At 65.3% G+C, this 24,446-nt stretch carries 27 protein-coding genes and 1 tRNA gene; 13 read left to right on the forward strand and 15 right to left on the reverse strand.

The window, feature by feature from the left end:
- Positions 1-45 precede the first annotated feature (45 nt).
- Positions 46-222, reverse strand: coding sequence for a hypothetical protein (locus BMY71_RS24825; RefSeq protein WP_175557623.1), 177 nt, complete (start codon positions 220-222; stop codon positions 46-48).
- A 108-nt stretch (positions 223-330) separates the two neighbouring features.
- On the opposite strand from BMY71_RS24825, the gene BMY71_RS24320 reads away from it, so the two are divergent.
- Positions 331-582, forward strand: a complete 252-nt coding sequence (locus BMY71_RS24320) for a hypothetical protein (protein ID WP_139202609.1) — start codon at positions 331-333, stop codon at positions 580-582.
- 15 nt (positions 583-597) lie between these two features.
- Here the strand turns inward: BMY71_RS24320 and BMY71_RS06520 are convergent, their stop codons facing one another.
- A complete protein-coding gene (locus BMY71_RS06520) occupies positions 598-1,653 on the reverse strand; it encodes a hypothetical protein (RefSeq protein ID WP_092682561.1) in 1,056 nt (351 codons plus the stop codon).
- A 251-nt stretch (positions 1,654-1,904) separates the two neighbouring features.
- Between BMY71_RS06520 and BMY71_RS06525 the strand changes: the two genes are divergently transcribed.
- Positions 1,905-2,927, forward strand: a complete 1,023-nt coding sequence (locus BMY71_RS06525) for a patatin-like phospholipase family protein (RefSeq protein WP_041805380.1) — start codon at positions 1,905-1,907, stop codon at positions 2,925-2,927.
- Between the two features lie 159 nt (positions 2,928-3,086).
- Here BMY71_RS06525 and BMY71_RS06530 read toward each other — a convergent pair whose 3' ends face one another.
- Together BMY71_RS06530 and BMY71_RS06535 are read right to left on the reverse strand one after the other, a co-directional pair.
- Positions 3,087-3,518 carry a CBS domain-containing protein gene (locus tag BMY71_RS06530; protein ID WP_011503662.1) on the reverse strand — a complete coding sequence of 144 codons (432 nt, stop codon included), beginning with the start codon at positions 3,516-3,518 and terminating at the stop codon, positions 3,087-3,089.
- Between the two features lie 191 nt (positions 3,519-3,709).
- The gene (locus BMY71_RS06535; RefSeq protein ID WP_092682563.1) at positions 3,710-4,486 is read right to left on the reverse strand and encodes a rhomboid family intramembrane serine protease; all 777 of its coding nucleotides are present in this window, start codon (positions 4,484-4,486) and stop codon (positions 3,710-3,712) included.
- 511 nt (positions 4,487-4,997) lie between these two features.
- Between BMY71_RS06535 and BMY71_RS06540 the strand changes: the two genes are divergently transcribed.
- Positions 4,998-5,558, forward strand: coding sequence for a PAS domain-containing protein (locus tag BMY71_RS06540; protein WP_092682565.1), 561 nt, complete (start codon positions 4,998-5,000; stop codon positions 5,556-5,558).
- Here the strand turns inward: BMY71_RS06540 and BMY71_RS06545 are convergent.
- Both BMY71_RS06545 and BMY71_RS25195 read right to left on the reverse strand, forming a co-directional pair.
- Positions 5,540-6,310, reverse strand: coding sequence for a Crp/Fnr family transcriptional regulator (locus BMY71_RS06545; protein ID WP_175557624.1), 771 nt, complete (start codon positions 6,308-6,310; stop codon positions 5,540-5,542). The genes BMY71_RS06540 and BMY71_RS06545 overlap by 19 nt on opposite strands.
- 157 nt (positions 6,311-6,467) lie before the next feature.
- On the reverse strand, positions 6,468-6,929 hold the full coding sequence (locus BMY71_RS25195; protein ID WP_244525999.1) for a hypothetical protein: 462 nt from the start codon (positions 6,927-6,929) through the stop codon (positions 6,468-6,470).
- A gap of 383 nt (positions 6,930-7,312) precedes the next feature.
- Here BMY71_RS25195 and BMY71_RS06560 point away from each other — a divergent pair, with 383 nt between their 5' ends.
- The 3 genes from BMY71_RS06560 (at position 7,313) to BMY71_RS06570 (ending at position 11,397) form a co-directional block, all read left to right on the forward strand.
- Positions 7,313-9,751, forward strand: a complete 2,439-nt coding sequence (locus BMY71_RS06560; protein ID WP_092682571.1) for a PAS domain S-box protein — start codon at positions 7,313-7,315, stop codon at positions 9,749-9,751.
- 79 nt (positions 9,752-9,830) lie between these two features.
- Entirely contained in the window at positions 9,831-10,442 is a 612-nt protein-coding gene (locus BMY71_RS06565; protein WP_011503669.1) for a PilZ domain-containing protein, read from the forward strand.
- A gap of 388 nt (positions 10,443-10,830) precedes the next feature.
- A complete protein-coding gene (locus BMY71_RS06570) occupies positions 10,831-11,397 on the forward strand; it encodes a transglutaminase-like cysteine peptidase (RefSeq protein WP_430715319.1) in 567 nt (188 codons plus the stop codon).
- Between the two features lie 193 nt (positions 11,398-11,590).
- Here BMY71_RS06570 and BMY71_RS06575 read toward each other — a convergent pair whose 3' ends face one another.
- A complete protein-coding gene (locus tag BMY71_RS06575; protein WP_011503671.1) occupies positions 11,591-12,124 on the reverse strand; it encodes a MarR family winged helix-turn-helix transcriptional regulator in 534 nt (177 codons plus the stop codon).
- Between the two features lie 534 nt (positions 12,125-12,658).
- Between BMY71_RS06575 and BMY71_RS06580 the strand changes: the two genes are divergently transcribed.
- From BMY71_RS06580 to BMY71_RS24830, 3 genes are all read left to right on the forward strand, one after another.
- Positions 12,659-14,155: a porin gene (locus BMY71_RS06580; RefSeq protein ID WP_092682573.1), complete on the forward strand. Its 1,497-nt coding sequence runs from the start codon at positions 12,659-12,661 to the stop codon at positions 14,153-14,155.
- Positions 14,156-14,572: 417 nt separating this feature from the next.
- Complete coding sequence (locus BMY71_RS06585) at positions 14,573-14,770, forward strand: hypothetical protein (RefSeq protein WP_092682576.1); 198 nt, start codon at positions 14,573-14,575, stop codon at positions 14,768-14,770.
- 12 nt (positions 14,771-14,782) lie between these two features.
- Entirely contained in the window at positions 14,783-14,944 is a 162-nt protein-coding gene (locus BMY71_RS24830; protein ID WP_011503674.1) for a hypothetical protein, read from the forward strand.
- A 22-nt stretch (positions 14,945-14,966) separates the two neighbouring features.
- On the opposite strand, the gene BMY71_RS06590 is transcribed toward BMY71_RS24830, so the two are convergent.
- Together BMY71_RS06590 and BMY71_RS06595 are read right to left on the reverse strand one after the other, a co-directional pair.
- Positions 14,967-15,497 (reverse strand): gamma carbonic anhydrase family protein, encoded by a 531-nt coding sequence (locus BMY71_RS06590; RefSeq protein ID WP_092683123.1) that lies wholly within the window; start codon positions 15,495-15,497, stop codon positions 14,967-14,969.
- A 59-nt stretch (positions 15,498-15,556) separates the two neighbouring features.
- Entirely contained in the window at positions 15,557-15,886 is a 330-nt protein-coding gene (locus tag BMY71_RS06595; RefSeq protein WP_092682578.1) for a DUF6949 family protein, read from the reverse strand.
- A gap of 186 nt (positions 15,887-16,072) precedes the next feature.
- Here BMY71_RS06595 and BMY71_RS06600 point away from each other — a divergent pair, with 186 nt between their 5' ends.
- Positions 16,073-16,783 (forward strand): hypothetical protein, encoded by a 711-nt coding sequence (locus BMY71_RS06600; RefSeq protein ID WP_011503677.1) that lies wholly within the window; start codon positions 16,073-16,075, stop codon positions 16,781-16,783.
- A 95-nt stretch (positions 16,784-16,878) separates the two neighbouring features.
- On the opposite strand, the gene BMY71_RS06605 is transcribed toward BMY71_RS06600, so the two are convergent.
- The 4 genes from BMY71_RS06605 to BMY71_RS06620 all read right to left on the reverse strand — a co-directional run bounded on the left by BMY71_RS06605 (position 16,879) and on the right by BMY71_RS06620 (position 20,347).
- Positions 16,879-17,097 (reverse strand): DUF3126 family protein, encoded by a 219-nt coding sequence (locus BMY71_RS06605; RefSeq protein WP_011503678.1) that lies wholly within the window; start codon positions 17,095-17,097, stop codon positions 16,879-16,881.
- A gap of 186 nt (positions 17,098-17,283) precedes the next feature.
- On the reverse strand, positions 17,284-18,111 hold the full coding sequence (gene cysE / locus BMY71_RS06610) for a serine O-acetyltransferase (protein ID WP_092682580.1): 828 nt from the start codon (positions 18,109-18,111) through the stop codon (positions 17,284-17,286).
- A 228-nt stretch (positions 18,112-18,339) separates the two neighbouring features.
- The gene (locus BMY71_RS06615) at positions 18,340-19,092 is read right to left on the reverse strand and encodes an alpha/beta fold hydrolase (RefSeq protein WP_092682582.1); all 753 of its coding nucleotides are present in this window, start codon (positions 19,090-19,092) and stop codon (positions 18,340-18,342) included.
- 94 nt (positions 19,093-19,186) lie between these two features.
- The gene (locus BMY71_RS06620) at positions 19,187-20,347 is read right to left on the reverse strand and encodes a hypothetical protein (RefSeq protein ID WP_092682584.1); all 1,161 of its coding nucleotides are present in this window, start codon (positions 20,345-20,347) and stop codon (positions 19,187-19,189) included.
- 207 nt (positions 20,348-20,554) lie between these two features.
- On the opposite strand from BMY71_RS06620, the gene BMY71_RS06625 reads away from it, so the two are divergent.
- Both BMY71_RS06625 and BMY71_RS06630 read left to right on the forward strand, forming a co-directional pair.
- Complete coding sequence (locus BMY71_RS06625) at positions 20,555-20,800, forward strand: zinc-finger domain-containing protein (protein WP_011503682.1); 246 nt, start codon at positions 20,555-20,557, stop codon at positions 20,798-20,800.
- Between the two features lie 7 nt (positions 20,801-20,807).
- On the forward strand, positions 20,808-22,022 hold the full coding sequence (locus tag BMY71_RS06630; RefSeq protein ID WP_092682586.1) for an FAD-dependent monooxygenase: 1,215 nt from the start codon (positions 20,808-20,810) through the stop codon (positions 22,020-22,022).
- A gap of 48 nt (positions 22,023-22,070) precedes the next feature.
- Here the strand turns inward: BMY71_RS06630 and BMY71_RS06635 are convergent, their stop codons facing one another.
- A complete protein-coding gene (locus BMY71_RS06635; protein WP_092682588.1) occupies positions 22,071-22,517 on the reverse strand; it encodes a twin-arginine translocation pathway signal in 447 nt (148 codons plus the stop codon).
- Positions 22,518-22,879: 362 nt separating this feature from the next.
- Here BMY71_RS06635 and BMY71_RS06640 point away from each other — a divergent pair, with 362 nt between their 5' ends.
- A complete protein-coding gene (locus BMY71_RS06640) occupies positions 22,880-23,998 on the forward strand; it encodes a GNAT family N-acetyltransferase (RefSeq protein ID WP_175557625.1) in 1,119 nt (372 codons plus the stop codon).
- 149 nt (positions 23,999-24,147) lie between these two features.
- Here BMY71_RS06640 and BMY71_RS06645 read toward each other — a convergent pair.
- A tRNA-Leu gene (locus BMY71_RS06645) sits at positions 24,148-24,234 on the reverse strand.
- Between the last annotated feature and the right edge of the window lie 212 nt (positions 24,235-24,446).

The raw sequence follows: 24,446 nt of genomic DNA on the forward strand, positions 1-24,446 counted from the left end.
CCGTTGATCACCACACCTTGGGGGAGATCGTGCGGCGATGACAGGTCAATAATCTTCATCAGGATCGGGCGCGAATTGTTTGGGGCGGCTCGCAGTTTCGGCCTGTTCAACGACCAGGAGCCGAAGCAGGACCAGCAATACTCTGCGCTGTTCTTCGTCAGTGCTCTGAGCCAGAGCAGCACGATAAAGCTTCAGGTTCTCATCACGGATAAAGTCCGGCATGAGAGATCTCCCCTGTTGAACCAGGCGGGAGCATGACCGAGTTCTCAGTCACCCGTAGATGCCGAAGGCGACAAGGTGATAATCATAGATCAACACACGAGAGAATGAATGTCGATAGTAATCGCACCCGAAGGTTGTCAGATAAGCCTGACAACCTTGTTGCAAGGGACGAGCGCAGCCGCCTGCGTCGTTGTTCGGGCGACAGAAAGCCTGATCGACATCGGTTATCAAATTGCTTTGACGGCCATGGGAACACGTCGCGGTTCCAAACAAGACGACACGATCATCCCGGCGCTGATCGCGCAAGCACCATACCTACGCGGCGTGGGTGCGTCGTCTGCGGAGGGCTGGACGTTATGACGATCGGCGGAACCGCTAGCGCGCCATCACTTCGACTTCGCCGTCGACGCCGTTGACGACGTTGAAGCCGCGCTCGAACACCTTGCCTTCGTTCTTGGCGATGGCGCGGTATTCGCCTTCGGACAGCACGACGCGCGGGAACGCGCCGATCGATTCCTTGATGACGTCGCCGCCGGGCGTCAGCACCGACCACGCGGTGTTGGCGAGCGCTTCGCCGCCTTTATCGGACACCAGCTTCAGCGTGATCACGGCGGCGCGGTGGGTCACGGCGACGTCGGTCAGCTTGCCGGCCGTGACACGGATGTCGGAACGCACCACCGAATTGGCGTCGCCATAATTGGAGACGATGTAGTACGTGCCCTCGGGAACCAGCACGACATCGCCGGCGGCGGCGTTCGGCACCAACGGCGCGCGCTGGGTGTTCTCGAACTGACTGCCCTTGTAGATCGAGAACGAAATCTGGTTCTGCGGAATCCGCGTGCCGCCGACGCGTCCTTCGATCCGCAGGCCGCCGGCCGGCAACACGAACGCCTCGCGATCGGTTTCGGCCCTCAGCGCCACCGGGCGTACCGCGCTGACCAGGCCATGCGCGACATGCACCACATAATTGCCGGGCGGCAGCACGATGTTCGGCGTCGCGCCGTGATCCTCGCGGACCAGCTTGATCTGGCCGCCGTCGTCCGGCTTGTCGGCGTAGACCCGCCACACCAGACCGTTGCTGATCGTCGGCAGGTCCTTGCCGTAACGGGCGGTCAGCGCCAGCACGCCCTGCGGCGGGGCGGCCGTCGGGGGCAATGGCGAGGTCGCCGGCGGCGTCACCGCGGAGACGGGAGGTTGCGTCAGCGGCGCAGGCAGTGGCGGCGCCGCTGCGGCGCCCGACGAGGGCGCCAGACTGATCGCGCCGCCTGCCGGCGGCTCGGGCACCGAGGCCGGCGGAATCGGCGGCGGCCGGTCGCTGAAAAACTGCGCCGAGGCGGGCTGTGTGGCAATCAGCGCCAGACAGGCCGACGCGCAGGCAAGCGCCAGCCTACCCCGTGGCCCCGCCCGGCCGGTTTTGCCCCTGCAAATCATGGCTGCAGGTTTTCACTGAAAACGAGGCGAATTCAAGCCTGTGGCTGAGACACACTGGAGCGGCTAGCCGCCGCGGCGGTAGCGGGGTGATTTTCGCTGCAATGTCACGATTTTCCCCTAGTCCCGGCGTCCACAGGACTTCATGGTTCCGCAGCGCCCTGGCAGGATCGCGCCATCGCGCTTTGGTGACCGTTGGGTTAGACCGCGCAGACTTCGCTGGTGCGAGGAGCGAAGAGAATGAGGAGGCAGCCGTGCTGGACAATTTGATCGGTCGTGGGCAGAGCAGCCCGCCAGCACAGGGCAAGGTCGGCCTCGACAGCATCCGCCGGCCGGTGATCGGGCTGGCGCTCGGCGGCGGCGCGGCGCGCGGCTTCGCCCATATCGGGATTTTGCGGACGCTGCTCGGCGCCGGCATCACGCCCGATGTGGTGGTCGGCACCTCGATCGGCGCGGTGGTCGGCGGCGCCTATGTGGCGGGCCATCTCGACACGCTGGAAGAATGGGCGCGCCAGCTTCAGCCGCGCAACATTCTCGGCTATCTCGACATCCGCCTGAACGGCTCGGGCCTGATCGGCGGCAGCAAGCTCGCCGCCCAGCTCGAGGCGACGCTCGGCCAGACCCTGATCCAGGACCTCAAGCAGAAATTCGCCAGCGTCGCCACCGAGGTGCGCACCGGCCACGAGATCTGGCTGACGCACGGCCGGATCGTCGATGCGGTGCGGGCGTCCTACGCCCTGCCCGGCATCTTCTCGCCGGTGCTGATCGGCGATCGCTGGCTGGTCGACGGCGCGCTGGTCAATCCGGTGCCGGTGTCGGCCGCCCGCGCGCTCGGCGCCGAGATCGTGATCGCCGCCAACGTCTCGAGCGACGTATTCGGCCACGGCACCACGATCTTCTCGCACGGCGCGATCGAGGAAGTCATCGAACCCGCCGCGGAGCCGGCGGCGAAGCGCGGCTTCGGCCGGTTCTTCTCGCCGGAGCGCTTCGTCAAGCAGGAGATCTTCGGCAGCGAAACCCGGCCGGGCATTTCCAAGGTGATGGTCGACGCTTTCAACATCATGCAGGACCGCATCACCCGGGCGCGGCTCGCCGGCGACCCGCCCGACATGCTGATCTCGCCGCGGGTCGGCCGGATCGGCTGGTTCGACTTCCACCGCGCCGACGAGATGATCGCGCACGGCGCCCGCGCCGCCGAACGCGCAATCGATTCGATCCGCGAGGCGATCGAGGAGGTCGCGCCGCAGGCCAAGGCGGATGTGCCGGTCGAGACGTGAGCCTTCGCCGCCCGTCAACGCGGTCATCGATTACGACGCGATCGGAGCAATCATTCCAGGGCGCGAGCGCAGCTCGCGAACCCGGAATCTTGCGGTCCTCTGAAGCTCGAGATTCCGGGTTCGCGCCTGTCGGCGCGCCCCGGAATGACGGAGAGAGACTCAGGCCGATTTGATGTAGTCGTGCAGCGCCTGTTGCTCGTGCTCGTATTCGCGCAGCCGCCACTTCACGATGTCGCCGATCGAAATCAGGCCGACGACGCGGTCGTCGCCGTCGAGCACCGGCAAATGCCGGAACTTTTGGGACGTCATCACTTCCATGATCTCGCCGACCGTGTCGTTCTGCGCGCAACTCACGACATCGCGGGTCATCACCGCATGGACCGGGTCGTCCAGCGCAGCGGCGCCGCGATCCGCCAGTACTTTCACGATGTCGCGCTCCGACAGGATGCCGTCGAGCCGCGTCCCGCGCATCACCAGCACCGCGCCGATACGACGCTCGGACAACGTCTTCACAGCGGCCGACAGCCGCTCGTCCGGCTCGACGCTGTAGATGTAGCGGCCCTTGGATTCCAGAATTGCACGCACTGTCATTGGTCGCCTCCCGAATGGCGCGCCTTTCACAGAAGGCGGCTCAGTTTGGTAACTTGATCAGCAGTCGGCAGTTCGATCGACGGCGCCGTCGAGACGCAAATAATACCGGAGAAATAAGGCAAATCCGCGCCATGCTGCGGGCGCCGCAGCAATCACCACCGCAGTGCAGCGTGAAGAATAGACCAGCGTGATTAGTTGTGAGCGGAGGTCTGCGCCGATCGCGGCACCGGGTCGAACAACGAGAACAGCAGCAGGCCCGCGAAGAAGCCGCCGATATGCGCCTGCCAGGCGACGCTCGCGCCTTCGTTGCCGACCGCGATCGAGCCGACGCCGAAGATGATGTTGATGCCGAACCAGATCGCGAGGAAGGCGAGCACGCGCGGATCGCGCAGCGCGCGGATCAAGGGCTGCGCCGGCACCCGCGCCGCGGCGTCGGCGTCGCCGCTGCGCAGCGACAGAAAACTGCCGCGCGCAAACGCAAACCGGATCGCCGCCGCCATCGCGCCGGACACCGAGGCCGAAGCGCCGATCATCGGCGCGATCTCGTGCTCGTGGGTGACGAGATGCGCGAGCGCGCCGCCGATCGCGGTGACCGCCATGAACAGGAAGAACCGTGTCGCGCCGAACCGCCGCGCCACCGCGCTGCCGAACGGCAGCAGCCACAGCACGTTGAAGATGATGTGGCTGAGATTGGCGTGGAGCAGCGAATAGGTCACGAAACTCCAGACCTTGGCGCCGCTGCCCCCGGCGAACGGCGTCGCCAGCAGGGTCGCGTCGTAGCGCTTCGGAATGAAGCCGAACACTTCGATGGTCCAGTATTCGATGTCCGGCGGCAGCAGGACGCGCAGATGGATCACCGCCAGCAGCGCGACATAGGCGGCGAGCGCGGCCGGAAGGTTCAGGATCGGTTCGCGCGGCGGCTCCGGCGGGGGCGGTGGCAGCGGCTGCGTTTCGGGGGAAGAATCCAACGTTTTACGACCTGCTGCGAGCGGCCCGACCGCGGCGCACGGCCCCGGAGGCGATCCGATCCCATAAGCGGCTTGGCTGAACGGCGCAAGCCGGGCCGCCGGAGCCCCCGGCGAGGCCCAGCGGAGCCCGGTGATGGCCGTCCCCTGCGGAGCCCTTGCGCCCACAAAAAAGGGAGGGCCTGGAAGCCCTCCCCTTCAAGCCTGCCGGTGCTGTCCGCCGCGATGATCCGCGCGCGCGCCGGTCTGTTTTGCAGCCACCCCGTAAAGATCGCGCAGGAGCCTGGAAAAGGCCTACGCGCCGAGAACGGACCCACTCTAGGCACCGCAGCGGCGGCCGCAAACCGCATAGTTAATTTAACCTTAACGCGACAAAACAGGGGTTAACGGAAGCCCGTCCGGCTTCCGGCATGGACGCTGCAACGGCCCTCCTGCAGAACCATTCAGGGGTCTGCGCTGCGCGGATACGGGACAGAACTGTCCCGGACGCGCCCGGCGCGGGCCAGGGACACGTATGAAGCATCCGTCGAGTCGCGCATTCTTTGCCTATTGGGACCGACAGCGCGGCGCCGCGCCGACGCCCCAACGCAGCGAGATCGAGCCCGGCGCAGTCCGCGAGCTGCTCGGCGACATCTTCGTGCTGTCATGCGATTCCAGCGCCGGCTATCCGTTCCGCGTCGCCGGAACACGGCTGTGCGCCCTGCTCGGCCGCGATCTCAAGGGTGAAAGTCTGACCGGCCTGTTCGCCGCCGACAGCCGACAGGAGTGCGAGGACATTCTCGGCGTCGTCGCCGAGGAAGCGCTGCCGCTGGTCGCGGGAGCCACCACCGCGTCCGGCGACGGCTCGATCGCTCATTTGGAACTGTTGCTGCTGCCGTTTGCGGCGCGCGCCCATACGCCGCTGAGCATGACCGGCCTGCTGGCCCCGCTCGGCGCGAGGATCGCAGGCGAGTTCGGCGAATTGCGGCTGACGGCCTGGCGCACGCTCGGCCGCCCGTCCCGCCGCCTGCGGCCGCGGGTGTTGCGCAAATGGGAAGTCGCGCGCGGGCTGATGGTCTACGAAGGACTGCGCTGAGCCAGACCGAACTCCTGCGCCGGCCGTTGCGCCAGCAGCGCCGGGCACGGACGGACCGGCATTTGCGCGACCGTCAGACGATCCGCGGTGTGGCACTCGCACGAACGCCGATTGAGTCCTTCGACATCGACGATCGACATCCGACCGCGGCTGTAGCGGATCAATCCTTGCTGCTGAAGCCCGTGCGCGATGAGCGAGATGGTGTTGCGCTTTACCCCGAGCATCTGCGCCATCAGCTCCTGGCTCAACAGCATGGAGTCGCTCGCGGCCATCTCCCGGGACTGCAGCAGACGGCAACACAGCCGCGCTTCAGCGGCGTGGGCCGCGTTGCACGCCGCGGTCTGCTCCGCCCTCACGACGCGGACCGATTGATCGTGCAACAGCGCGTTGCGTAGCGCGGGGCTGAGTTCCACCGCGGCGCGGAAATGGCCGGCATCGATCACTGATGCAGCGCCGGGATAACGAACGATCGCCGCAGTCGAGGCCAGCGCATCGTAGAACGCCGCGCCGGCGCCGACGACGCTGTCACGCCCGATCACCCCGACCTCGACGGTCTCGCCGCGCCGCAGCCGCGCCAGCGTCGACACAATGCCCGCGTGCGGGAAGATCACCTGCTTGAACGGCGCACCGGCCTCGACCAGCAGCTGGCCGAAGCTCAGTTCCATCGTGCGCAAATGCGGCCGCAACAGATCAAAATCCTGCGACGGCAGCGCAGCCAGAAGATCGTTTGGTGATTGGCGACTCGTCAGCATCGCAGCCGTCCCGACAAAGGCCGGGACGCAGGGCGGTTACCTGCTGCCAACGGCCAGTTCCCCGATCCCGCGCGATTCATCAGGAACGCGAGCCCTGGTTACATAATTGTGCCGTTCGGTCGGACGTCTACTTCGTATCACTACGCGCGGCGCTGGCTCAGACCGCCTTGTCAAAGTCGGAAATCAACCGCGGCGGCCGCGAATGCGGCATCAGGCTGCGGCGATCGTGACGACCGCCGGTGTCCTCGGCCACCATGATACACCCGATCAGGGCGGTGAGGACACGCAGTTCCTCTTCGGCGTCGACCTGCACGACAGAATCGCGGCGTGCGGATTCAAGGCTGTCGTCGATGTTTGCCATGGGCATTTCTCCTGACCGAAGTGTGCAATAAGGCACGTGAAAATGGCAGCTTTGATCTTGCTCAAGTTCAAAGAATTTCTTGGCCATGCGGGTTGCACCGGCCGGGTCGAGCCGGCCGCTACCGAGATCGGCGCGGTGAATACAGCGCGGTATGACGCCTTCGGCATCAAGGATTTGCCGGATATCCGAACAGTCGCGCTCGCGCCCGCCTGCTGCAGGGCGATGGCCGCCAGTGGACTGTTCCTGCACACCGAGCATCCGGCGAGTTCCTCCGGGGTGAGCGACAGGTTGTCGCGGATCGGGAGCAGCGATGACTACAGCCGGGCCGCGATCGAGGCGCCGGCGATCGGTTCCACCGGTTGCAGGTTCGGATTCGAAGTCGATTGCCGTGAGAGTCGATTACTCGAGGCTGTTTCGCGGGAACTTTTTCGTCGATCGCCGACGACGCCATCGTCACGCCTTTCACAATTGAACCGGACCGGCGATTGTTCCAACTACCAACTAATCGACGGTCGTTGACGGGGCCACCGGCAAGATCAACCGTGGACTACGCTTCGTATTCCGCAATTCGGGCAGACATTCCGTGCGCGTGTCGAAAAGCTGTGACGGCGCGACGATTCGTTCATGCAGCGTTCTGCGCGATGCGTCGGCCGGGAAGGACTTGGGATGGAGCGACTTGGCACCGATCACGATTGCGTTGCTACGTCGCCCCGCCAAAGCCCATCGCAGGACATGTTGCACGATCTGCTGTACCAATCGTATCGAGCACCGTCCGCATTGCGGGCGAAGGCTTGGCCCAAAAGCGGATAGCGATGATTTCCGAGAACCCCGAGGCATCGATCCTTCGCGCGCTGATCAAAGCCGCACCCGACGGTGTTCTCCTGGTCGACCCTCAACAACGCATCGTGCTGTTCAATCAAGCCTGCGAAGACCTGTTCGGTTGGACGGCCCGCGAGGCGCTCGGCGAGGAAATCGCCAAGCTGATCCCAGACTGGCGCGAGCTTTCCCGAAGCACGCACCGGTCCTCGGCGCTGGCACGGCGCAAGGATGGAGCCTCCTTCACCATCGCGCTGTCGACGGCGCCCGTCCCGACCGGGGATGCGGATTTCCACGTCGTGCTGGCGCGCAAACGCGATGAGGATGTTCTTCCGCGCGCCGACCGCAACGTCGACGAACACAGCTTCCGGCGATTGGTCGAAGGCGTCACCGACTATGCCATCTTCATGCTCGATATCCACGGCTGCGTCAGCAGCTGGAACCGCGGTGCCGAGCGGATCAAGCAATATACCGCCGCTGAAATCCTCGGCCGGCATTTCAGCGAGTTCTACCCGGAAGAGCAACGCGCAAGCGGCGAGCCGGCGCGGAACCTCGACCTCGCGCGCGACAACGGCCGCTTCGAAACCACCGGCTGGCGGCAGCGCAAGGACGGCAGCCAGTTCTGGGCCCATGTGGTGCTCGAACCGCTGCGCGACGAGAACGGCGCGCTGATCGGCTACGCCAAGGTGGCCACCGACATCACCGAACAGCGCCGCGCCGAGCAAGTGATCCGCGAGGCGGATGCGCGCATCCACACGTTGATCGAGACGGTGGTCGACGGCGTTATCCTGAGCGATCGGCTGGGCCGGATCCGAACCTTCAACCTCGCCTGCCACCGGCTGTTCGGTTACGAGGCCGAGGACGTGATCGGCCGACACATCTCGATGCTGCTGCCGGCGACGAGCGCCGATGAAGTGCACTCATTCTTCCGCCACGGGGCGTACGCCGGCGAACACGACCGGATCGGCAGCGTTCGCGAAATGACCGGACTGCGCCGCGACGGCCGGACTTTCCCGATGGATCTGTCGATCGGCGAGACCATGCAGGACGGCGAGTCGGTATTCGTCGTGGTGGTCCACGACCTCACCGACCGCAAGCGGACCGAGGAACAGTTGGTCCAGGCGCAGAAGATGGAGACGGTCGGCCAGCTGTCCGGCGGCATCGCGCACGACTTCAACAATCTGCTGACCGTGATCGTCGGCAACGCCGAGTTTCTCGGCGATCAGCTCAAGGCGCGGCAGGATCTGCGTAGCCTCGCGCGGGACATCAGCCGCGCCGGCCAGCGCGGCGCGGAACTGACGCAGCGCCTGCTCGCCTTCAGCCGACGGCAGACGCTGAAGCCCGTCGAACTCGATTGCAATGAACTCGTGGATTCGATGCACAAGCTGCTGCGGCCGACACTGCGGGAAGACATCGTGATCGACACCGATCTCGACCCCGGCCTGCGCACCGCCTATGCCGACCGCTCCCAGCTCGAATCCGCGATCCTCAATCTCGCGCTCAACGCGCAGGACGCGATGCTTGGCGGCGGCAGGCTCAGCATCACCACGTCGAACGTCTCGCTCGATGCCTCGTACCAGGTCGTCAACCAGGACGTTCGCCCGGGCGACTACGTGCTGGTCTCGGTCACCGACAACGGCTCGGGGATGCCGAGGGAGGTGCTCGAGCATGTGTTCGAACCGTTCTACACGACCAAGGAAGTCGGCAAGGGTTCGGGCCTCGGGCTCAGCATGGTGTACGGCTTCGTCAAGCAGTCGAACGGCCACGTTTCTGTGTACAGCGAGCCCGGCCTCGGCACCACGGTGCGGCTTTATCTGCCGGCGATCGCGACCGGGCAGCCGGCAAGCGCCGAGACCGCCGACGTGACCGAGCACCTGCCGTCGCGCGGCGAAGTCGTGCTGATCGTCGAGGATGACCCGTTCGTCCGCTCCTATGCGGTGATGTGCCTGCGCAGTCTCGGCTACATCGTCATCGCCGCGATCGACGGCGCCGACGCGCTGCAGACGCTCGATGGCGACGGCCACATCGACGTGCTGTTCACCGATATCGTGATGCCCGGCGGGATCAGTGGATGGGAGCTCGCCGAGACCGCGATGCTGAAGCGGCCCGGCCTGCACGTGCTGCTGACGTCGGGCTACGCGCTCGACACCATCGCCGGGCGGAGCCGCGGCGGCGGCCTGCCGGTCCTGAACAAGCCCTACCGCAAGGCCGATCTGGCGAGGCGACTGCGTGAGGTGATCGATACGCCCAGATCGCAGCGCTGAGCCTCGAATGCTAACGAGGCGTTAACCCTGACCATCCTAGGGTTACCAAATTGCGTTCCGGCCGAGCAACGGAAATCCCGTGCACTTGCAGAAGCAGACCATCCAGCCGGCCACGGCCGAGCGGCGGCGATTCCAGCGGGTCAAGCTGCACCTGCTGGGACGCTACATGCTGCCGGATCGGCGGGAGTTTCCCTGCCAGGTGATCAACATGTCGCCGGGCGGTCTTGCGATGCTGGCGCCGGGGATCGGCAATGTCGGCGACCGCGTCATCGCCTATCTCGACCACATCGGCCGCGTCGAGGGAAAGATCACCCGGATCATCGACAACGGCTTCGCGATGACGGTCGGCGCGACGCCGCGCAAGCGCGACAAGCTCGCCGCGCAACTGACCTGGCTCGCCAACCGCGACATCCTCAACCTGCCGGAAGACCGCCGCCACGATCGTATCGTGCCGCGCAATCCGATTTCGCTGCTCACCCTTCAGGACGGCAGCCGGATGACCTGCCGCATCATCGACATGTCGCGCTCCGGTGCGGCGATCGCAGCCGAGCATCGGCCGCCGATGAACTCGCAGGTGTCGCTCGGCCGCGTCCAGGCGCGCGTCGTGCGATATCTCGAAGACGGCTTCGCACTGGAGTTCGTCCACGAGCAGCTCGAAGAAACCCTCGAAGACAGCGTTACCGCGCGGTGAACGCTCGCGGCCCCGCGGCCGCCCCCTGACAGCTCTGCATCGGCCTGCCGCGCGTCTGTTCAGCCGCGCGCCGACGCACGCGCCCGAGCCGGCGATGGTTAATCCGCGCGATTGTTGAACCCGAATTCGCAGCGGCCGCAACGCGTTGCGGCCTAATCCCTCAAATTTGAATCAATTACAGTCTTGTCAAATTTTACGCGTATTTGATTCAAGTATAGAACGAACATCCGAACAATTTTACGAGTATTCGTCTCAACTCTACTTGTTTGATTTAGCAGCCCTGCAAAGCGTTTGTGCAAATCATGGTCCCAACAAGAAAGCGGGGGCCACAATGCTTGTTAGCAGGGGATTTCGGACGGGACTGATCATCGCAGCGGCGATCGTCACGATGACGGCGGCAGCACAAGCGGGAGAGAAAGTTCGCTACGCCAGCATCGGCGATACGACGCGTGCGCCGATCGGATGGATCGAATTCTGCGCCGAGAATCCCGGCGAATGCCGCGGCGGCCGAAACCAGGCGCGCGACATCGTGCTGACGCCGATCGCTTGGCGCGATCTACTGAAGGTCAATCGCTGGGTCAACGACAACGTCAAGCCGCTGACCGACATGGACCACTGGGGCGTGATCGAGAAATGGTCGATGCCGACCGACGGCTCCGGCGACTGCGAGGACTACGTGCTGCTCAAGCGCAAGATGCTGATCGACGCCGGATGGCCGCGCGAAGCTCTGCTGATCACCGTGGTCCGCGACAAGAAGAACGAAGGTCACGCGGTGCTGACGGTGAAGACCGACAAGGGCGAGTTCGTTCTCGACAATCAGAACGAGGATGTCGTCGCCTGGACCGAGACCGGCTACCGCTTCGTCAAGCGTCAGTCGCAAACCGAAGCGAATGAATGGGTTGCTCTCGGCGATTCCCGCCCGGCCGTCGCTACCGCCAGCGCGCAACAGCGCTGAAGCGACGACAGCAAGCGATCGAACCACGACAGGAGAATTTCGGAATACACGATCCGGTCAAATCCCCACCCCTCCCCGTCCCAGATCGGATCGTGCGCGGCCAGCCTCCCCCAAGGCTGGCCGCAACTTTTTTGGGGCGAGACAAACGAGCGTGCGCTGAAAGCTGAATGAGCGGCCGTCTTGGGATCGGCGCTTAGTTGTCTTCCGCTACGCGCTGCATCGCGACCTTGGTGCGGCGCTTCAGCATTTCGAGCTTGGCCTTGACGTCGTTCATGGCCGCGGCGTCGAAGTCGCGGAAAATATATTCGTGCAGCGCCTCCCAGCGCGGCATCAGCTCCGTCATCTTTTGCCGCGCCGTCTCCGACAGCGACATCAACACCACGCGCGCGTCGGTGGTCGAGGTGACGCGGTTGATCAACCCCAGTCGCTCGAGGATCTTGGTCTGCGTCGTCACGAAGGTCGAGACCGCGTGGATCTTTTCCGACACATCGCCAACCGACACGCCATTGCCTTTGTCGAGATCGCTGATCGCCATCAGGATCAGCCATTGCGACCCGCTGATGCCGAACAGTTTCGCCCAGGCGCGACGGATGTCTTCGAGATTGTTGCTGATCGAGACGAAGTCCCAGATCACCTGATACGACAGGTCACAGTCCGCAGTGCCGGGCGCCTTCGCGGGCTCGAGTGCGGTCACTTTGATCTTCTGAGCGTTATGCCGGTACGGCATTCGGCAGGCCTCCGATCCCGACGTTTCCCTGAGTTGTCCATTCGTTCGAATCCACCTCGTTAGCGATGGGCGGAATGTAATTTGGTGAGGCATAGCGCGGCGCAATTTACAACCACAGTAATACTTTCTCGACCCAGCGCTGGATGGCATGCCCTCGGCGCCGCCGCTGAGGAGAAGCCTCACGCGCAATTCTGTTTCAGATTCAGCAAATTATCTCCCGAACTCGGGATCGACCGGGTTGAATAAAGCGCGCCATGCCTGATCCTTCAGTATGACGGAATCATGACGCAGTGTTGCGTGCTTACCACAGGTTCCCCAAATGAAGATAGGTATCTTTGTTTGGTCCTTTCAATAGCTAACTTTGTTATGTATCGAGTCTCTGACGGACGGAGGGGGGCACCTCGAAGTCATCCCTGCCCAACGAGAGGCCACGCAGGATCTGCGGGCTCTCCCAGGGTGGTTCGCGGGTGATACCGTGCGGCCGATGCTTGAAGCCGACGGCGTTGCCCAAAAAGGCAAACTTGGAGGTTTCAAATGAATTTCGTTAAGGGGCTGTTGCTGGGCAGCACGGCCGCGTTGATGGCGACGACCGCACAGGCCGCCGACCTTCCGCTCAAGGCCAAGGCCGTCGAATACGTCAAGATCTGCTCGCTCTACGGCGCGGGCTTCTACTACGTCCCCGGCACCGACACCTGCATCAAGCTCGGCGGCTACACCCGCGCTGAAGTCGCGTTCAACGCGTCGGGCATGACCGAGACCCCGGCCTGGAACGGCAATGCCGGCCAGGGCAACCGCCTGTCCAACAACACCATCTTCCGGTCGCGTCAGGACATCAACATCGACACCCGCACCGCCACCGAATACGGCGTTGTGCGCACCTATTTCGACTCGGTGTTCACCTGGACCAGCGGTGGCTCGGCTTCGACCGTTGCGGGCGGCGAACTCGGCGTGTACTTCGCCTTCGTGCAGTTCGCCGGCTTCACCTTCGGTAAGGCGGTGTCGCAGTTCTCGACCCCGTGGAACGGCACCCCGGGCAACATCACTTCGAACCTGCTCGGCGGCGACGACACCTCGACCGGCGTGAACCAGGTCGCCTACACCGCCGAATTCGGCAACGGCGTGAGCGGATCGGTCAGCCTCGAAGATCAGTCCAGCTATCGCCAGGCCCAGGGCGTCTCCGGCGTCTTCAACACCACCGGCCTTGGTGCGAGCGGCACGACCCAGAACACCCCAGTGAGCTGGCTCTCGGGCGCCGGCCCGGGCGTGAACTACATCGCCGGCACGCAGGTTCCTGACATCGTCGGCAAGATCCGCGTCGACCAGGCCTGGGGCCTGTTCCAGGTGTCGGCGGCTGCGCATCAGATCCGCGCCAGCTACTACAACCCGACCCTCGAGACCACCGGCCATCCTGACGACAAGTGGGGCTACGCCGTGCTCGCCGCGCTGTCGCTCAAGAACCTGCCGACCGGCCCCGGCGACAGCATCAACCTCGATGCGACCTATGCCGACGGCGCGATCCGCTACGTGATCGGCGGCACCAGCCCGAACAACTTCTCGATGTTCGGCAACAACGCGCTCGGCGCGTACCAGTCCATCGCGATCGGTTCCGCGGTCGACGGCGTGTTCACCACCGGCGGCGGCATCGAGACCACCAAGGCCTGGGGCATCCGCGGCGCGTTCAACCACAACTGGACTCCGCAGTGGTCGACTTCGATCTTCGGCGCTTATTCGTCGGTCGACTTCGGCGGCACCGGCGGCGCCCTCTACACCACCGGCCTCCGCAACGCGATCGGTGGGAACTTCACGGGCACCCCGAACTTCAACATCGCGCAGATCGGCACCCGCACTGCGTGGACTCCGGTCAAGAACCTGACGTTCTCGGGCGAAGTGATCTACACCCGCATCGACCAGAACTACGAAGGTACGACGAACGCGGTCAACGCCGGCGCAACCAAGCCGACCAGCGCTGTCTACCAGTTCAAGGACCAAGATACCTGGACCGGCGCGCTCCGCGTCCAGCGGACGTTCTAACTTGTAACGAAAGGAAACATGTAAACCTCCAGGAACCTCCGGCGATGCCCCGCCGGAGGTTTTCCTGTTTGTGGGGACCGCTGAGCTGCGCCGGGTAGCAGACGAGAACTCATCGACAGATCGAACTGATAGCAGACGCGAATGAGCAAGAGGCTTGAACGCGCTGCAACCGCCAGCCATCGGCGTCGATGCCTTGGGCGCTGCCAGCGCCGCGAAGGCCAGCGTGGCCAAGGCGACGATCCTTTTCCGAAGCAACTCTCAGTCATTCCGGTCCGTCCGTCGCCACGCCAGATCTTCGCTTCTGTCGCGGTTTGTCGATCGAACGCTGGAAGCAGCTTTCACATCCGCGCGACGCCCCCACCCTGCGGAACCATTGGCGGCGCGGCGCTTTGTGATTGCGGGAGAACAAATCGCACCATGCGCAAGCTGATCGCGTTCGACGAGGACACGTTCGACAAGCTCAGGCAGCTCGGCCGCGACCGCATGGCCACGCTGCAGGAGCTGGCCGACGAGGCCTTCGCCGATCTGTTGAAAAAGCACGGCATTCCGATCGATCTGAAGGACGCGCTGCGCAAGAGCGCTGCGACGTCCGACCAGCATCGCGGAAAACACTGAGGGACAAGACCGATGGCAAACGATCCGTTCGAACTCGGCGAACGCGCCGCGCGGCTGAACATTCCCGCCGAGGCCAACCCCTATCAGGACGGCAGTGAAGAGCACGCGCTCTGGGCCGCCGGCCATGAGCGGTTCGCATCCGCGATCGAAGCAACCGAATCAGAAGGCGGATGAGCGGCGACCCGATGCAGATCGGTCAGCCGATCTTCTTGAGGCCCTTGGCGTAGCGCGGGCCGTTGGCCGCGTAGAACATCGCAGGCCGCTCCATCGCCGCCGCCTGCGCCGAATCGAGCGCGCGCGCCACCTTGGCCGGCGCGCCGATGATCAGCGAATTCTCCGGAAACTGTTTGCCCTCGGTCACGATCGCGCCGGCGCCGACGATCGAGCCGCGGCCGATCCGCGCGCCGTTCATCACGATCGCGCCCATGCCGATCAGCACGCCGTCCTCGATGGTGCAGCCGTGCAGGATGACGTTGTGGCCGATCGTGCAGTTCTTGCCGACGGTGAGCGGGAATCCCGGGTCGGTGTGGCAGGTCGAGCCGTCCTGCACGTTGGAGCCCTCGCCGATCTCGATCCACTCGTTGTCGCCGCGCAGCACCGCGCCGAACCATACGGTGGCGGACGGCTTCAAGCGAACCTTGCCGATCACCGTCGCGGTGTCGGCGATGAAGTAGTTTCCATCCTGCGGAAGATCAGGGCGCTGCCCGTCGAGCTCGTAGATCGCCATCTCGGTCTCCTGTTGCCGAAGCACTCATGGCAACGCGGGCGCAAGAGGGCAATGGTTTTTCAGGCGACGACGCCGACCGCGTGCAGCACCATCAGCAGCACGGTGCCGGACATCATGCTCCAGGTGCCGGCGAGCACGGTCGCCAGCATCACGAATTCCGTGCGGCGGCGCTCGATGCGCGGACCGAGCAGGGTGTTGCGCATGATGATGAAGGGTGCGGCGAACATCAGGAACGGAACCGCGGCGAAGCTCCGGGGCACGACCCCCTGCTGCAGCAGGCCGAAGCCCGCCGGCTGGCGCAGCATCGCCTGATAACCGCTTGTGAGCGCGCCGGCGACCGCAAAGCCGATCAGCAGCGAAAACAGATTGTTGAATGCATCCGGCGACATCGACAGCCTCGCTTACGCAACCCCACGCCCCCGGGTGTCGCAAAAAGCGGCCTTGCCCGCCATCGCATCGTTAAAGAACGGTTAACGGGACGCGTGCGAAGGTGGCGCTGCATTGCTCAAAATCGTTCGGCGGTGCCGCGCCGCAATGGCTCGTCGTTCGTCATTCGCTCGGGTTATGATCCTGTAATGACTTTGGTTTCGTCCGCGTCCCAGCGTCACCGCCGCCGCCCTGCGGCGCCCCGCAGCACCCGCATTCCGATCGCTGTCGGGGGCATCGTGCTCACCGTTTCAATCGCGGCGGTGGTCTATCTGCTGTGGCCGACTTGGCGCGCGCAGGCGGTCGGCGATCCCGAACGCACGCCGGTGAGCGTCGGCGAGACGCTGTTCAACGTGCCGACCAAGGCCTTCCGGGTCAAATTCCAGCGCCATTCCGGGCCGCAGGAGCGCGTCGACCTGGCGTTCCTCTATCCCTCGCTCACACCGCCGGAGCGACCAAAACGCGCCACCGCGGAAGATGTCGCGGAGTTCCATCCGATCGACCGGATCTTCGTGTCGATCGCCGAGCATAACGACACGCTGGCGCCGGAGGCGCGGCTACGGACGATCTACCCGCGCTATCTCGCGCCGTCTGCGCAGCAGGTCGAGGACGGGCTCACGGTCCGCCCGTTCGCCGAAGCATCGCCGTACAGCGCCGAGGATCTGGTCACCGCCGAGCAGCCGGGACTGGCGGCGCGCTGTACCCGCGACCGGCAGACGCCGGGCATGTGCGTCGCCGAGCGCCGGATCGACGGCGCCGACCTCAGCTTCCGGTTTCCGCGGCAATGGCTTGCACAATGGCGCGACGTCGCAGCCGCGATCGAGCGGCTCACCGCGCAGCTCCACGCCATTCACGGTTAGAAATTTCGAGGCTCTGATCGAATCAGAACCTCGGCGCGTCCTCCGCGAGCGAGCTGCGCGACTGCGGACGACGCGCCGTGGGGAGGGTCGCGGGTTCAGCCGAGGTCGACGAGATCTTCTTCGAGGATCGCCATCTGAAACTGGAATGAGCGATCGTCGTCCTCGTCATCGACGAACAACACGCCGACAAACTCCTCGCCGATATACACTTCGGCGGAATCGTCCTTCTTCGGCCGCGGCACTACGCGGATTTTCGGATTTCCGAACACCCGCTTGAGATACGCATCGAGTTTTCTGACTTCCTGAACGTCCACGGTGTTCTCCAATCCAGACAAAATACAAGCGCTTCCGGCGCGATTCGGACATGCCGTCCGAACGGCCAATCGCGGCAAGCGAGGCCGCCGTCAGTACGTTCTGGGGCCGTTCACCGCAACCCCTCGCGTCGAGTTGCAAACCGCATTCGCGGCGAGATGCGCAACGCCCGACGAAAGTTCATCGGCTCATATCCCGATGGCGTTGAGCATCTGATCCATGGTGCGCGACGGCTCGGCGCAGCCCGCCTCGCCCACCACCTTCGCCGGCACGCCGGCGACCGTCATGTTGTGCGGCACATCCTTCAGCACAACCGACCCGGCGGCGACGCGCGCGCAATGCCCGACCTCGATATTGCCAAGAATCTTCGCGCCGGCGCCGATCATCACGCCGTGGCGAATCTTCGGGTGACGATCCTCGTGCTCCTTGCCGGTGCCGCCGAGCGTCACGCCGTGCAGGATCGAAACATCGTCCTCGATCACCGCGGTTTCGCCGACGACGAGGCCGGTCGCATGATCGAGGAAAATCCCGCGGCCGATCCGGGCGGCGGGATTGATGTCGGTCTGAAACACCGCCGATGCGCGGCTCTGCAGATACAGAGCGAAATCCTTGCGCCCCTTGAGATGCAGCCAGTGCGCAAGCCGGTGTGTCTGGATCGCGTGGAAACCTTTGAAGTACAGCAGCGGATCGATGAACCGGGAGGTCGCCGGATCGCGATCGAAGATCGCGACCAGGTCGGCACGGAAAGCATTGCCGATATCGGGCTGCTCGCGCAGGGCTTCCTCGAAAGTCTGGCGGATCAGATCGCCCGACAAAGCCGCGTGATCGAGCCGCTCGGCGACCCGATGCACCACCGCGTCTTCGAGCCGGTCGTGATGCAGCACGCTGGCGTAGATGAAGGAGGCGAGTTCGGGCTCGCGGCGGACAACGTCTTCCGCTTCGTTGCGCACCCGTTCCCAGATCGGATCGAGCGTCGTCAGTGTCGCGGGTTGCGAATGGACCTGATGCATCACCATGCCGGCTCTCTCGATCTCGTCTCTCGCGTTCATTATAGCACGCCGACGGCAACCCTGTCGCGGCGCCTGACGACCGCCGCAAGGCCGCCTGATGGCGTCGTTAACCTGTTGAACGCGCCCGACATTCTTTTTGAACGCGCGGCAGCGCCCGCGGTTCGTGCGGACTCTCGAGATGGGGAGCCGGGCGCTTCCGTCAAGCGCAGCGCCCGCGGACCGGGGACGTGCGGCTTACGGACGGCGCGCGAGAAAATCAACCACGCCCTCCTTGTAGACGCGATCGCCGACCGCGCGCATGTGGTCGCGGCGCGGGATATCGAGCACTTCGGAGCCTGGGATCATGCCGCTGAGTTCGTGCGCCGAGCCCGCGACGTCATCGGCCGTGCCGACCGCGATCAGCACCGGCACCGCGATCCGCGCCGCCTCCTGTTCGCTCATCAGCAGCCGTGAACCGCGCAGGCAGGCGGCCAGCGCCTTGCGATCCGAGCGGGTCTGATCGGCGAAGGCGCGGAAAACCCGGCCGACCGGATCGCTGACGTCATCGAGCGACGGCGCTTCCAGCGCCTGCGCGACGGTCTCGCCCGGCCCGCCGCCTTTGACCAGACCGCTGCCGATGCCGCCGAGGATCGCCGCGCGGACGCGCTCGGGACATTCGCGCGCCAGCGTCGCGGTGATCCGGCCGCCGAGCGAGTAGCCCATCACATCGGCGCGATCGATCGCCAGATGATCCATCAGCGCGATGACGTCGGCCGCCATCGCGGCAAGTCCGTAGTCGGCGGGATCGTACAATTTGGCCGACTCGCCGTGGCCGCGATTGTCGATCGCGATGACGCGACGGCCCGCGCGCTTCAGCTCCGACAGCCAGGACGGATACACCCAGTTGACGTTCTTGTTCGACGCGAAGCCGTGCACCAGCACGATCGGATCGCCCTCGCCGTCGTCCAGATACGCAATGTTGACACCGCCGTGATTAAAGCTCGGCATCGACCGTCCGATGAGTTGTTGAAGGAGATGGTGAGGCAGGAACGCAGCAGGACCAGGAGGGAGCAGGATAGAGCGTTACTTCGGTCGGCGACAGTTACGAAACAGACAGGGCAGACGCCACCGCAGACGGATTGACTTGCGCGCGCTGCGCCCGCTTCGCCTCGGCCATCAGACGTTTCGCGCGTCGCGCCTTGCCGCGATCGATCGCGGCCTGTGTCAGCCGCTCGACGCCGGCCTTGAGCGAGGTAACGAGGCCGAACAGAGTCATCAGCGCGCCGAATATCCACCAGGCGAAATTCCAGGCGCCGGTGGTCAGCAGCAGCGCACCGCGGCCGAGGATCTTGAGAAAGGCGCGCGTCTGACCGCCCTTGGATTCGGCGAGCCGCGCCGCCCGCGCAACGTCCTTCGGCCCCTCGGCGATCTTCAGCGTATCGAACGCGCCGCGCGCGCCGGCTTTCTCGCCGACTCGCCCGACGTCCTTGGCGAGCCGCATCAGGCCGCCGGCCTTCTCGGCGCGGAACGCGGCCTTGACCGCCGTCAGCATCTCGGCCGGGCGGCTGATCGACGAGCCTGCGACCGCGCGCTGCAGCGCCGGCGCATCGACCACCTCGCGCGCCGAGCGGCCGGTCCATTTCGCCAGCCCCTCGCTGAGCCGGCCGACCTTGCGGGCGTCCTTGACCAGCGTCAGCCCCGCCCGCACCGGCGCAGCGCCGCCGATCGTCACATAGGTCGCCGCGGTCGCCGCGATCCCAGCCGCGGCGAGGCCGAGCACGACGCGATCGATGTCCGCGCCGGTCGCGAGATTTTTTCCTTCGCGCACGACGTCGCGAATGTCGCCGAACACCAGCAGGTCGCCCGCCACTGTGCCGGACAGGCTGGCGACATCATCGGCCTGTCCGGTGACGAGGCCGGTGGCGAAGCGGGTGGCGATGTTCACCGCCGACTGCTCGGCCGCAATCGCCTCCCTGACTTTCGCGATGAGGTCCTCGGGAAGTTTGATATTTCGTGTAGCGGCAAGCTCGACCAGACTGCTGGCGAGGTCGGCGTCCTTGGCGTCGAGCGCGTCCGAGATGTGACGTTCGATCAGTCCCGGGTCTTGTTGTAACGCGGACCCGATCTGCAGTTCCGACAGTTGCGCCGGATCGTCCTGCGCGGCAAGAAGCGCGGCACTGCGGCGGGCATGCGGCAGGGCGAGCACCAGCGCGACCGCGCAGAGTGCGATGCCAGCCTTTGCGATGCCTAGTTTCAGACGCATTTCACGCGGCCCTCATTGCTCTCAATGTGGGATGTCACACTTGGGACACAACCGATCCGACGAAAGAAGGGCTTCTCCAACACCATGGGATTGTGTCGAATTTCGACGGGCAAAGCCTGTCCGCGCGCTCTAGGAATCATGAGCAGACGCCGGTATGGTGCGCTGCACCGTGATGATTGCCCTCCGTCGCGAGCAAAGGTGAGCTGAATGTCCGACCACGTAGTTCCACATTTCCAGAACGATGCCGGCGTTCCAATGATCGAGATCGGCTCGAAGGAATTTATGTGCGTGGGCGCCAATCCGCCGTTCGATCATCCGCATGTGTTTCTCGATCTCGGCAACGACAACGAGATCATCTGCCCGTATTGCTCGACGCTGTATCGCTACGCGCCCGACCTCAAATCCGGCGAAGCGCGTCCGCCGGAATGCGTGCTGAAGGACAAGGTCGCCTGATCGCGACGTGTCAGCCCCCCGCACAATCATCGTTGCTGGTGCGGGAATTGGCGGGCTGACGACGTCGCTCGCGCTCGCGGCAAAGGGCTTCCGAGTCATCAATCTGGAGAAGGCGGAACGGCTCGAGGAAGCCGGCGCCGGACTCCAGCTTTCCCCCAACGCCAGCCGCGTGCTGATCGATCTCGGTCTTGCCGGCCGGCTCGCGCAGCGCGCGATCGTGCCGGACGCGGTGACGGTGATGAGCGCGCGGACCGGCCGCGCGCTGGTGCGGCTGCCGCTCGGCGACGCCGCGGGCGCACGCGCCGGCGCGCCCTATTGGGTGATCCACCGCGCCGATTTGCAAGCCGCGCTCGAAGCGCAGGTCAACGCCCACCCGTCGATCGATCTGCGGCTCGGCTGCCGGTTCGAGGATTTCGCCAACGACGTCCACGGCGTCAGTATCGGCCATCGCTGCCGCGCCGAGCGCAGGCAGGACTCTGCGCTGGCGCTGATCGGCGCCGACGGCATCTGGTCGACGGTGCGCGGGAAATTGTTTCCGACGGCGCAGCCTCGTTTCAGCGGACTAATTGCCTGGCGCGGCACGGTCGAGGCCAAGGCGCTGCCGCAACGCGCCGCGCTCGCCGGCGTGCAGCTCTGGATGGGACCGGACGCGCATCTCGTGGTCTATCCGATCTCCGGCGGGCGGCTCGTCAATCTGGTGGCGATTGTTGCGGACGACTGGCGCCGCGAGGGTTGGAGCGCACCCGGCGACGCCCGTGACATCCAACGCCGGTTCGCCGCCGCCGGCTGGGCGTCCGCGGCGAGGCTGCTGATTGACTCGGTCGAAAACTGGAAGCGCTGGGCGCTGTTCGCGATGCCGGATGGCGGGGTGTGGACCGCGGGCTCGACCGCGCTGCTCGGCGACGCGGCGCATGGAATGCTGCCGTTCGCAGCGCAGGGCGCGGGCATGGCGATCGAGGACGCCGCGGTGCTGGCGAAATGCCTCGGCGAAAGCCATGGCGCGGACGCTTCAAACGCCGCGCTCCCGGTTGCGGCGTCGCTCCAGCGCTACGCGCAGGCGCGCAGCGCGCGGGTGGCGCGGGTGCAGCGGCTGGCGCGGCAGAACGGCGGCATCTATCACCTCAAGGGTCCGATCGCACTGGCGCGCGATCTGGCGATGCAGGCGCTCGGCGGCGAACGGCTGCTGGCGCGGCAGAATTGGATCTACGACTGGCGGGCGTGACGCACGGCGTCGCAACGTCGGGTTTCTGATCGCATCCGACCCCGAGTGTCAGCGTTTCGACGTGACGCGGTCCGATCGTGCGGGGTCGCGGGCGCCGGACGGAGCCGCCACAGGCGCAGGCGGCTCCTCGACGCATTTGTTGTCGCGCCAGGTCTGCTCGGCGAGGCGCGATTGCGCCTTCAAGTTGATGTAGTCGTTGCGATAGGCGATCTCGGAGACGGCCGAACCGGCGACGCCGGTCTCCGCCTTGCGCATCAGCCCGTTCAGCTCGGCAAGGCGCGCGTCGAGCCCCTTTCGCTCGACCGCAAGCTGCGGGCAATTGAACAGCTCGTACTTCGCCGGATCGACGAACGCCTGCGATATCGCGCTATCGCCGATCACGGCGCAACCCGACAGACCGGCCCCGCCGGCCATCAGGACGGCGGACACCGCAAGCCGAATCCGGAACGGACGGCCGCGGCGATCGATCATCAGACTGGGGCGCTGGTTCAGCATGGTGGCGGCGTCAGATCACGCGTCGGTGTCCGGAATGAGGCCGATTTCGCGCAAGGCCAGCGTCGGGCCCGCATGAGCCGACAGCATCGGAGACTCGTTAACGCTGACAATTGACAAAGCCCCTTTGAGACCAGCACTCATTGACTGAATCGATTCAACGCTATCTGTTCCCTGTGGAAATCACCATACTGGTTGAAGGACGAGGCATGCACGGCCCGAATATCCGGCGCAGGATCGACAGCGAACCGGCGCGTTGTGGGACGGATTCGGCCCAGACACAACCCGCACCACAACCGACCGATCGCCCCGCTGCAGATCCATCCGCGACCGGAACCGCCCTGCCCGCCGCGCTCTCGATCGCTGTGGCGGCGAAGCTGTCGGACCTCCCGTTCTGGCCCGGGATCAGTGAAGCGACGCCCGGCCATCGCTTCGTGTTTCAATGCGCCGACGTGCTCGAGGTCTGGCGCGACACCATCGGCGCGGCGCAGCGCGTGAAGCCGCTGTTCGTCGCCGTGACCACACAGGACGGCGCACCGCTGCTGCTGCTGCCGCTCGGGATCGAACGCCGCGACGGACTGCGCGTGCTCGGCTTCCTCGACGGCACCGTCAGCGACTTCAACGCGCCGATCGTCTTCGCGCCCGCACAGCATTGGGACGGCGCTGCGATGCGTCGGCTGTGGGACGATCTGCAGCCGCATCTGCCGGCCTACGACATCGCGATCTTCCGCAAGATGCCCGAGACCATCGACGGGATCGCCAATCCCTTCCTGCATCTGGCGACCGCGCGCAGCGCCCACGGCACGCATACGCTCAAACTGCCGGCGGACTGGTCGGCGGCTGCGCGCGACATCCTGCCCGACCTCTCGGATTCGCGCCGCAGGCTGCGCAAGCTCGACCGACTCGGCGCGACGGAGTTCCGCATCGCCGACAATGTCGACGAGGCGATCGCCTTCACGACGGCGGCGATGGCGATGAAAGGCCGGCGGCTGGTCGACACGATCGGCGTCGACCGCTTCGCCAGCGAACCCGGCTACGCCGATTACTACGTCGAGATCACCCGCCGGCTGTTCGCAACCGGCGCCGTCCACGTCTCTGCGCTGATGATCGACGGCACGCCGCGCGCAGCGCATTGGGGCTTCGTGTTCGCCGGCCGGTTCTATCATCTGCTGACGGCGTTCGACGTCGACGCGGCGTGGCGGCCCTACGCGCTCGGCCGGATGCACAATGAATTCCTGATGGAATGGAGCGCCAATGCGGGGCTCGCGACGTTCGATTTCGGCGTCGGCGACGAGCCGTACAAGACCGCCTACAGCAACGACTATCAGCAACTCGCCGATGCGATCCTGCCGCGCACGCTGATCGGCCACGCCTATGGATGGCTGGTCGACCTGCGGCGCTATTCCGCGCGCACGATCCGCGCCTCCGCTTTCGCCACGACGGCCGAGCGCATCCGCCGCGATCTCAACAAATGGCGGAATTGAAATCAGCAGTGAGCAAGGGACGCGCACCGATCGCTGCGTGAACGGGACACGCGGGCGGTGCCGCATCGCGATGCTGAAGCTGATCAGAAAGTACTGCTTCGCCGGGCGAGGACATGCCGCGCTGTGCAAAGCATTGACTTCGATGCCTGTGGTGCGGACGGCGGGGGTCGAACCCGCACGACGTTGCCATCGAGGGATTTTAAGTCCCTTGCGTCTACCAGTTCCGCCACGTCCGCATCCGGCCGCCGGGTCGCAACGGATGCGACCGCAATGGTCAGGTCCAGGCGGGCGGCGATGCACGCCGCGTTCCGCGCCAGATCGCCGCATTCATAATCGAGGTGGCGCGGCAACGCAAAGCGGGGTTGCGTCAGCGAAGCGGCTTTCGCGGCTTGGCGCTTTGACATCGCCCCGCAATATCGGCTGAGATGCCGCCCGGCGCCCTGCGGCC

This window comes from Rhodopseudomonas pseudopalustris, from assembly GCF_900110435.1.
Classification (GTDB): domain Bacteria; phylum Pseudomonadota; class Alphaproteobacteria; order Rhizobiales; family Xanthobacteraceae; genus Rhodopseudomonas; species Rhodopseudomonas pseudopalustris.

Coding starts and splice junctions, on each gene's coding strand:
- BMY71_RS06600 (WP_011503677.1), top strand. CDS start 16,073: ATGACTTTGGTTTCGTCCGCGTCCCAGCGTCACCGCCGCCGCCCTGCG.
- BMY71_RS06635 (WP_092682588.1), bottom strand. CDS start 22,517: ATGCTGAACCAGCGCCCCAGTCTGATGATCGATCGCCGCGGCCGTCCG.
- cysE (WP_092682580.1), bottom strand. CDS start 18,111: ATGGTGATGCATCAGGTCCATTCGCAACCCGCGACACTGACGACGCTC.
- BMY71_RS06570 (WP_430715319.1), top strand. CDS start 10,831: ATGACGGCGGCAGCACAAGCGGGAGAGAAAGTTCGCTACGCCAGCATC.
- BMY71_RS25195 (WP_244525999.1), bottom strand. CDS start 6,929: ATGCTCGGTGTGCAGGAACAGTCCACTGGCGGCCATCGCCCTGCAGCA.
- BMY71_RS24825 (WP_175557623.1), bottom strand. CDS start 222: ATGCCGGACTTTATCCGTGATGAGAACCTGAAGCTTTATCGTGCTGCT.
- BMY71_RS06540 (WP_092682565.1), top strand. CDS start 4,998: ATGAAGCATCCGTCGAGTCGCGCATTCTTTGCCTATTGGGACCGACAG.
- BMY71_RS06520 (WP_092682561.1), bottom strand. CDS start 1,653: ATGATTTGCAGGGGCAAAACCGGCCGGGCGGGGCCACGGGGTAGGCTG.
- BMY71_RS06560 (WP_092682571.1), top strand. CDS start 7,313: ATGCGTCGGCCGGGAAGGACTTGGGATGGAGCGACTTGGCACCGATCA.
- BMY71_RS24830 (WP_011503674.1), top strand. CDS start 14,783: ATGGCAAACGATCCGTTCGAACTCGGCGAACGCGCCGCGCGGCTGAAC.
- BMY71_RS06575 (WP_011503671.1), bottom strand. CDS start 12,124: ATGCCGTACCGGCATAACGCTCAGAAGATCAAAGTGACCGCACTCGAG.
- BMY71_RS06580 (WP_092682573.1), top strand. CDS start 12,659: ATGAATTTCGTTAAGGGGCTGTTGCTGGGCAGCACGGCCGCGTTGATG.
- BMY71_RS06620 (WP_092682584.1), bottom strand. CDS start 20,347: ATGCGTCTGAAACTAGGCATCGCAAAGGCTGGCATCGCACTCTGCGCG.
- BMY71_RS06590 (WP_092683123.1), bottom strand. CDS start 15,497: ATGGCGATCTACGAGCTCGACGGGCAGCGCCCTGATCTTCCGCAGGAT.
- BMY71_RS24320 (WP_139202609.1), top strand. CDS start 331: ATGTCGATAGTAATCGCACCCGAAGGTTGTCAGATAAGCCTGACAACC.
- BMY71_RS06615 (WP_092682582.1), bottom strand. CDS start 19,092: ATGCCGAGCTTTAATCACGGCGGTGTCAACATTGCGTATCTGGACGAC.
- BMY71_RS06545 (WP_175557624.1), bottom strand. CDS start 6,310: ATGCTGACGAGTCGCCAATCACCAAACGATCTTCTGGCTGCGCTGCCG.
- BMY71_RS06625 (WP_011503682.1), top strand. CDS start 20,555: ATGTCCGACCACGTAGTTCCACATTTCCAGAACGATGCCGGCGTTCCA.
- BMY71_RS06585 (WP_092682576.1), top strand. CDS start 14,573: ATGCGCAAGCTGATCGCGTTCGACGAGGACACGTTCGACAAGCTCAGG.
- BMY71_RS06595 (WP_092682578.1), bottom strand. CDS start 15,886: ATGTCGCCGGATGCATTCAACAATCTGTTTTCGCTGCTGATCGGCTTT.
- BMY71_RS06530 (WP_011503662.1), bottom strand. CDS start 3,518: ATGACAGTGCGTGCAATTCTGGAATCCAAGGGCCGCTACATCTACAGC.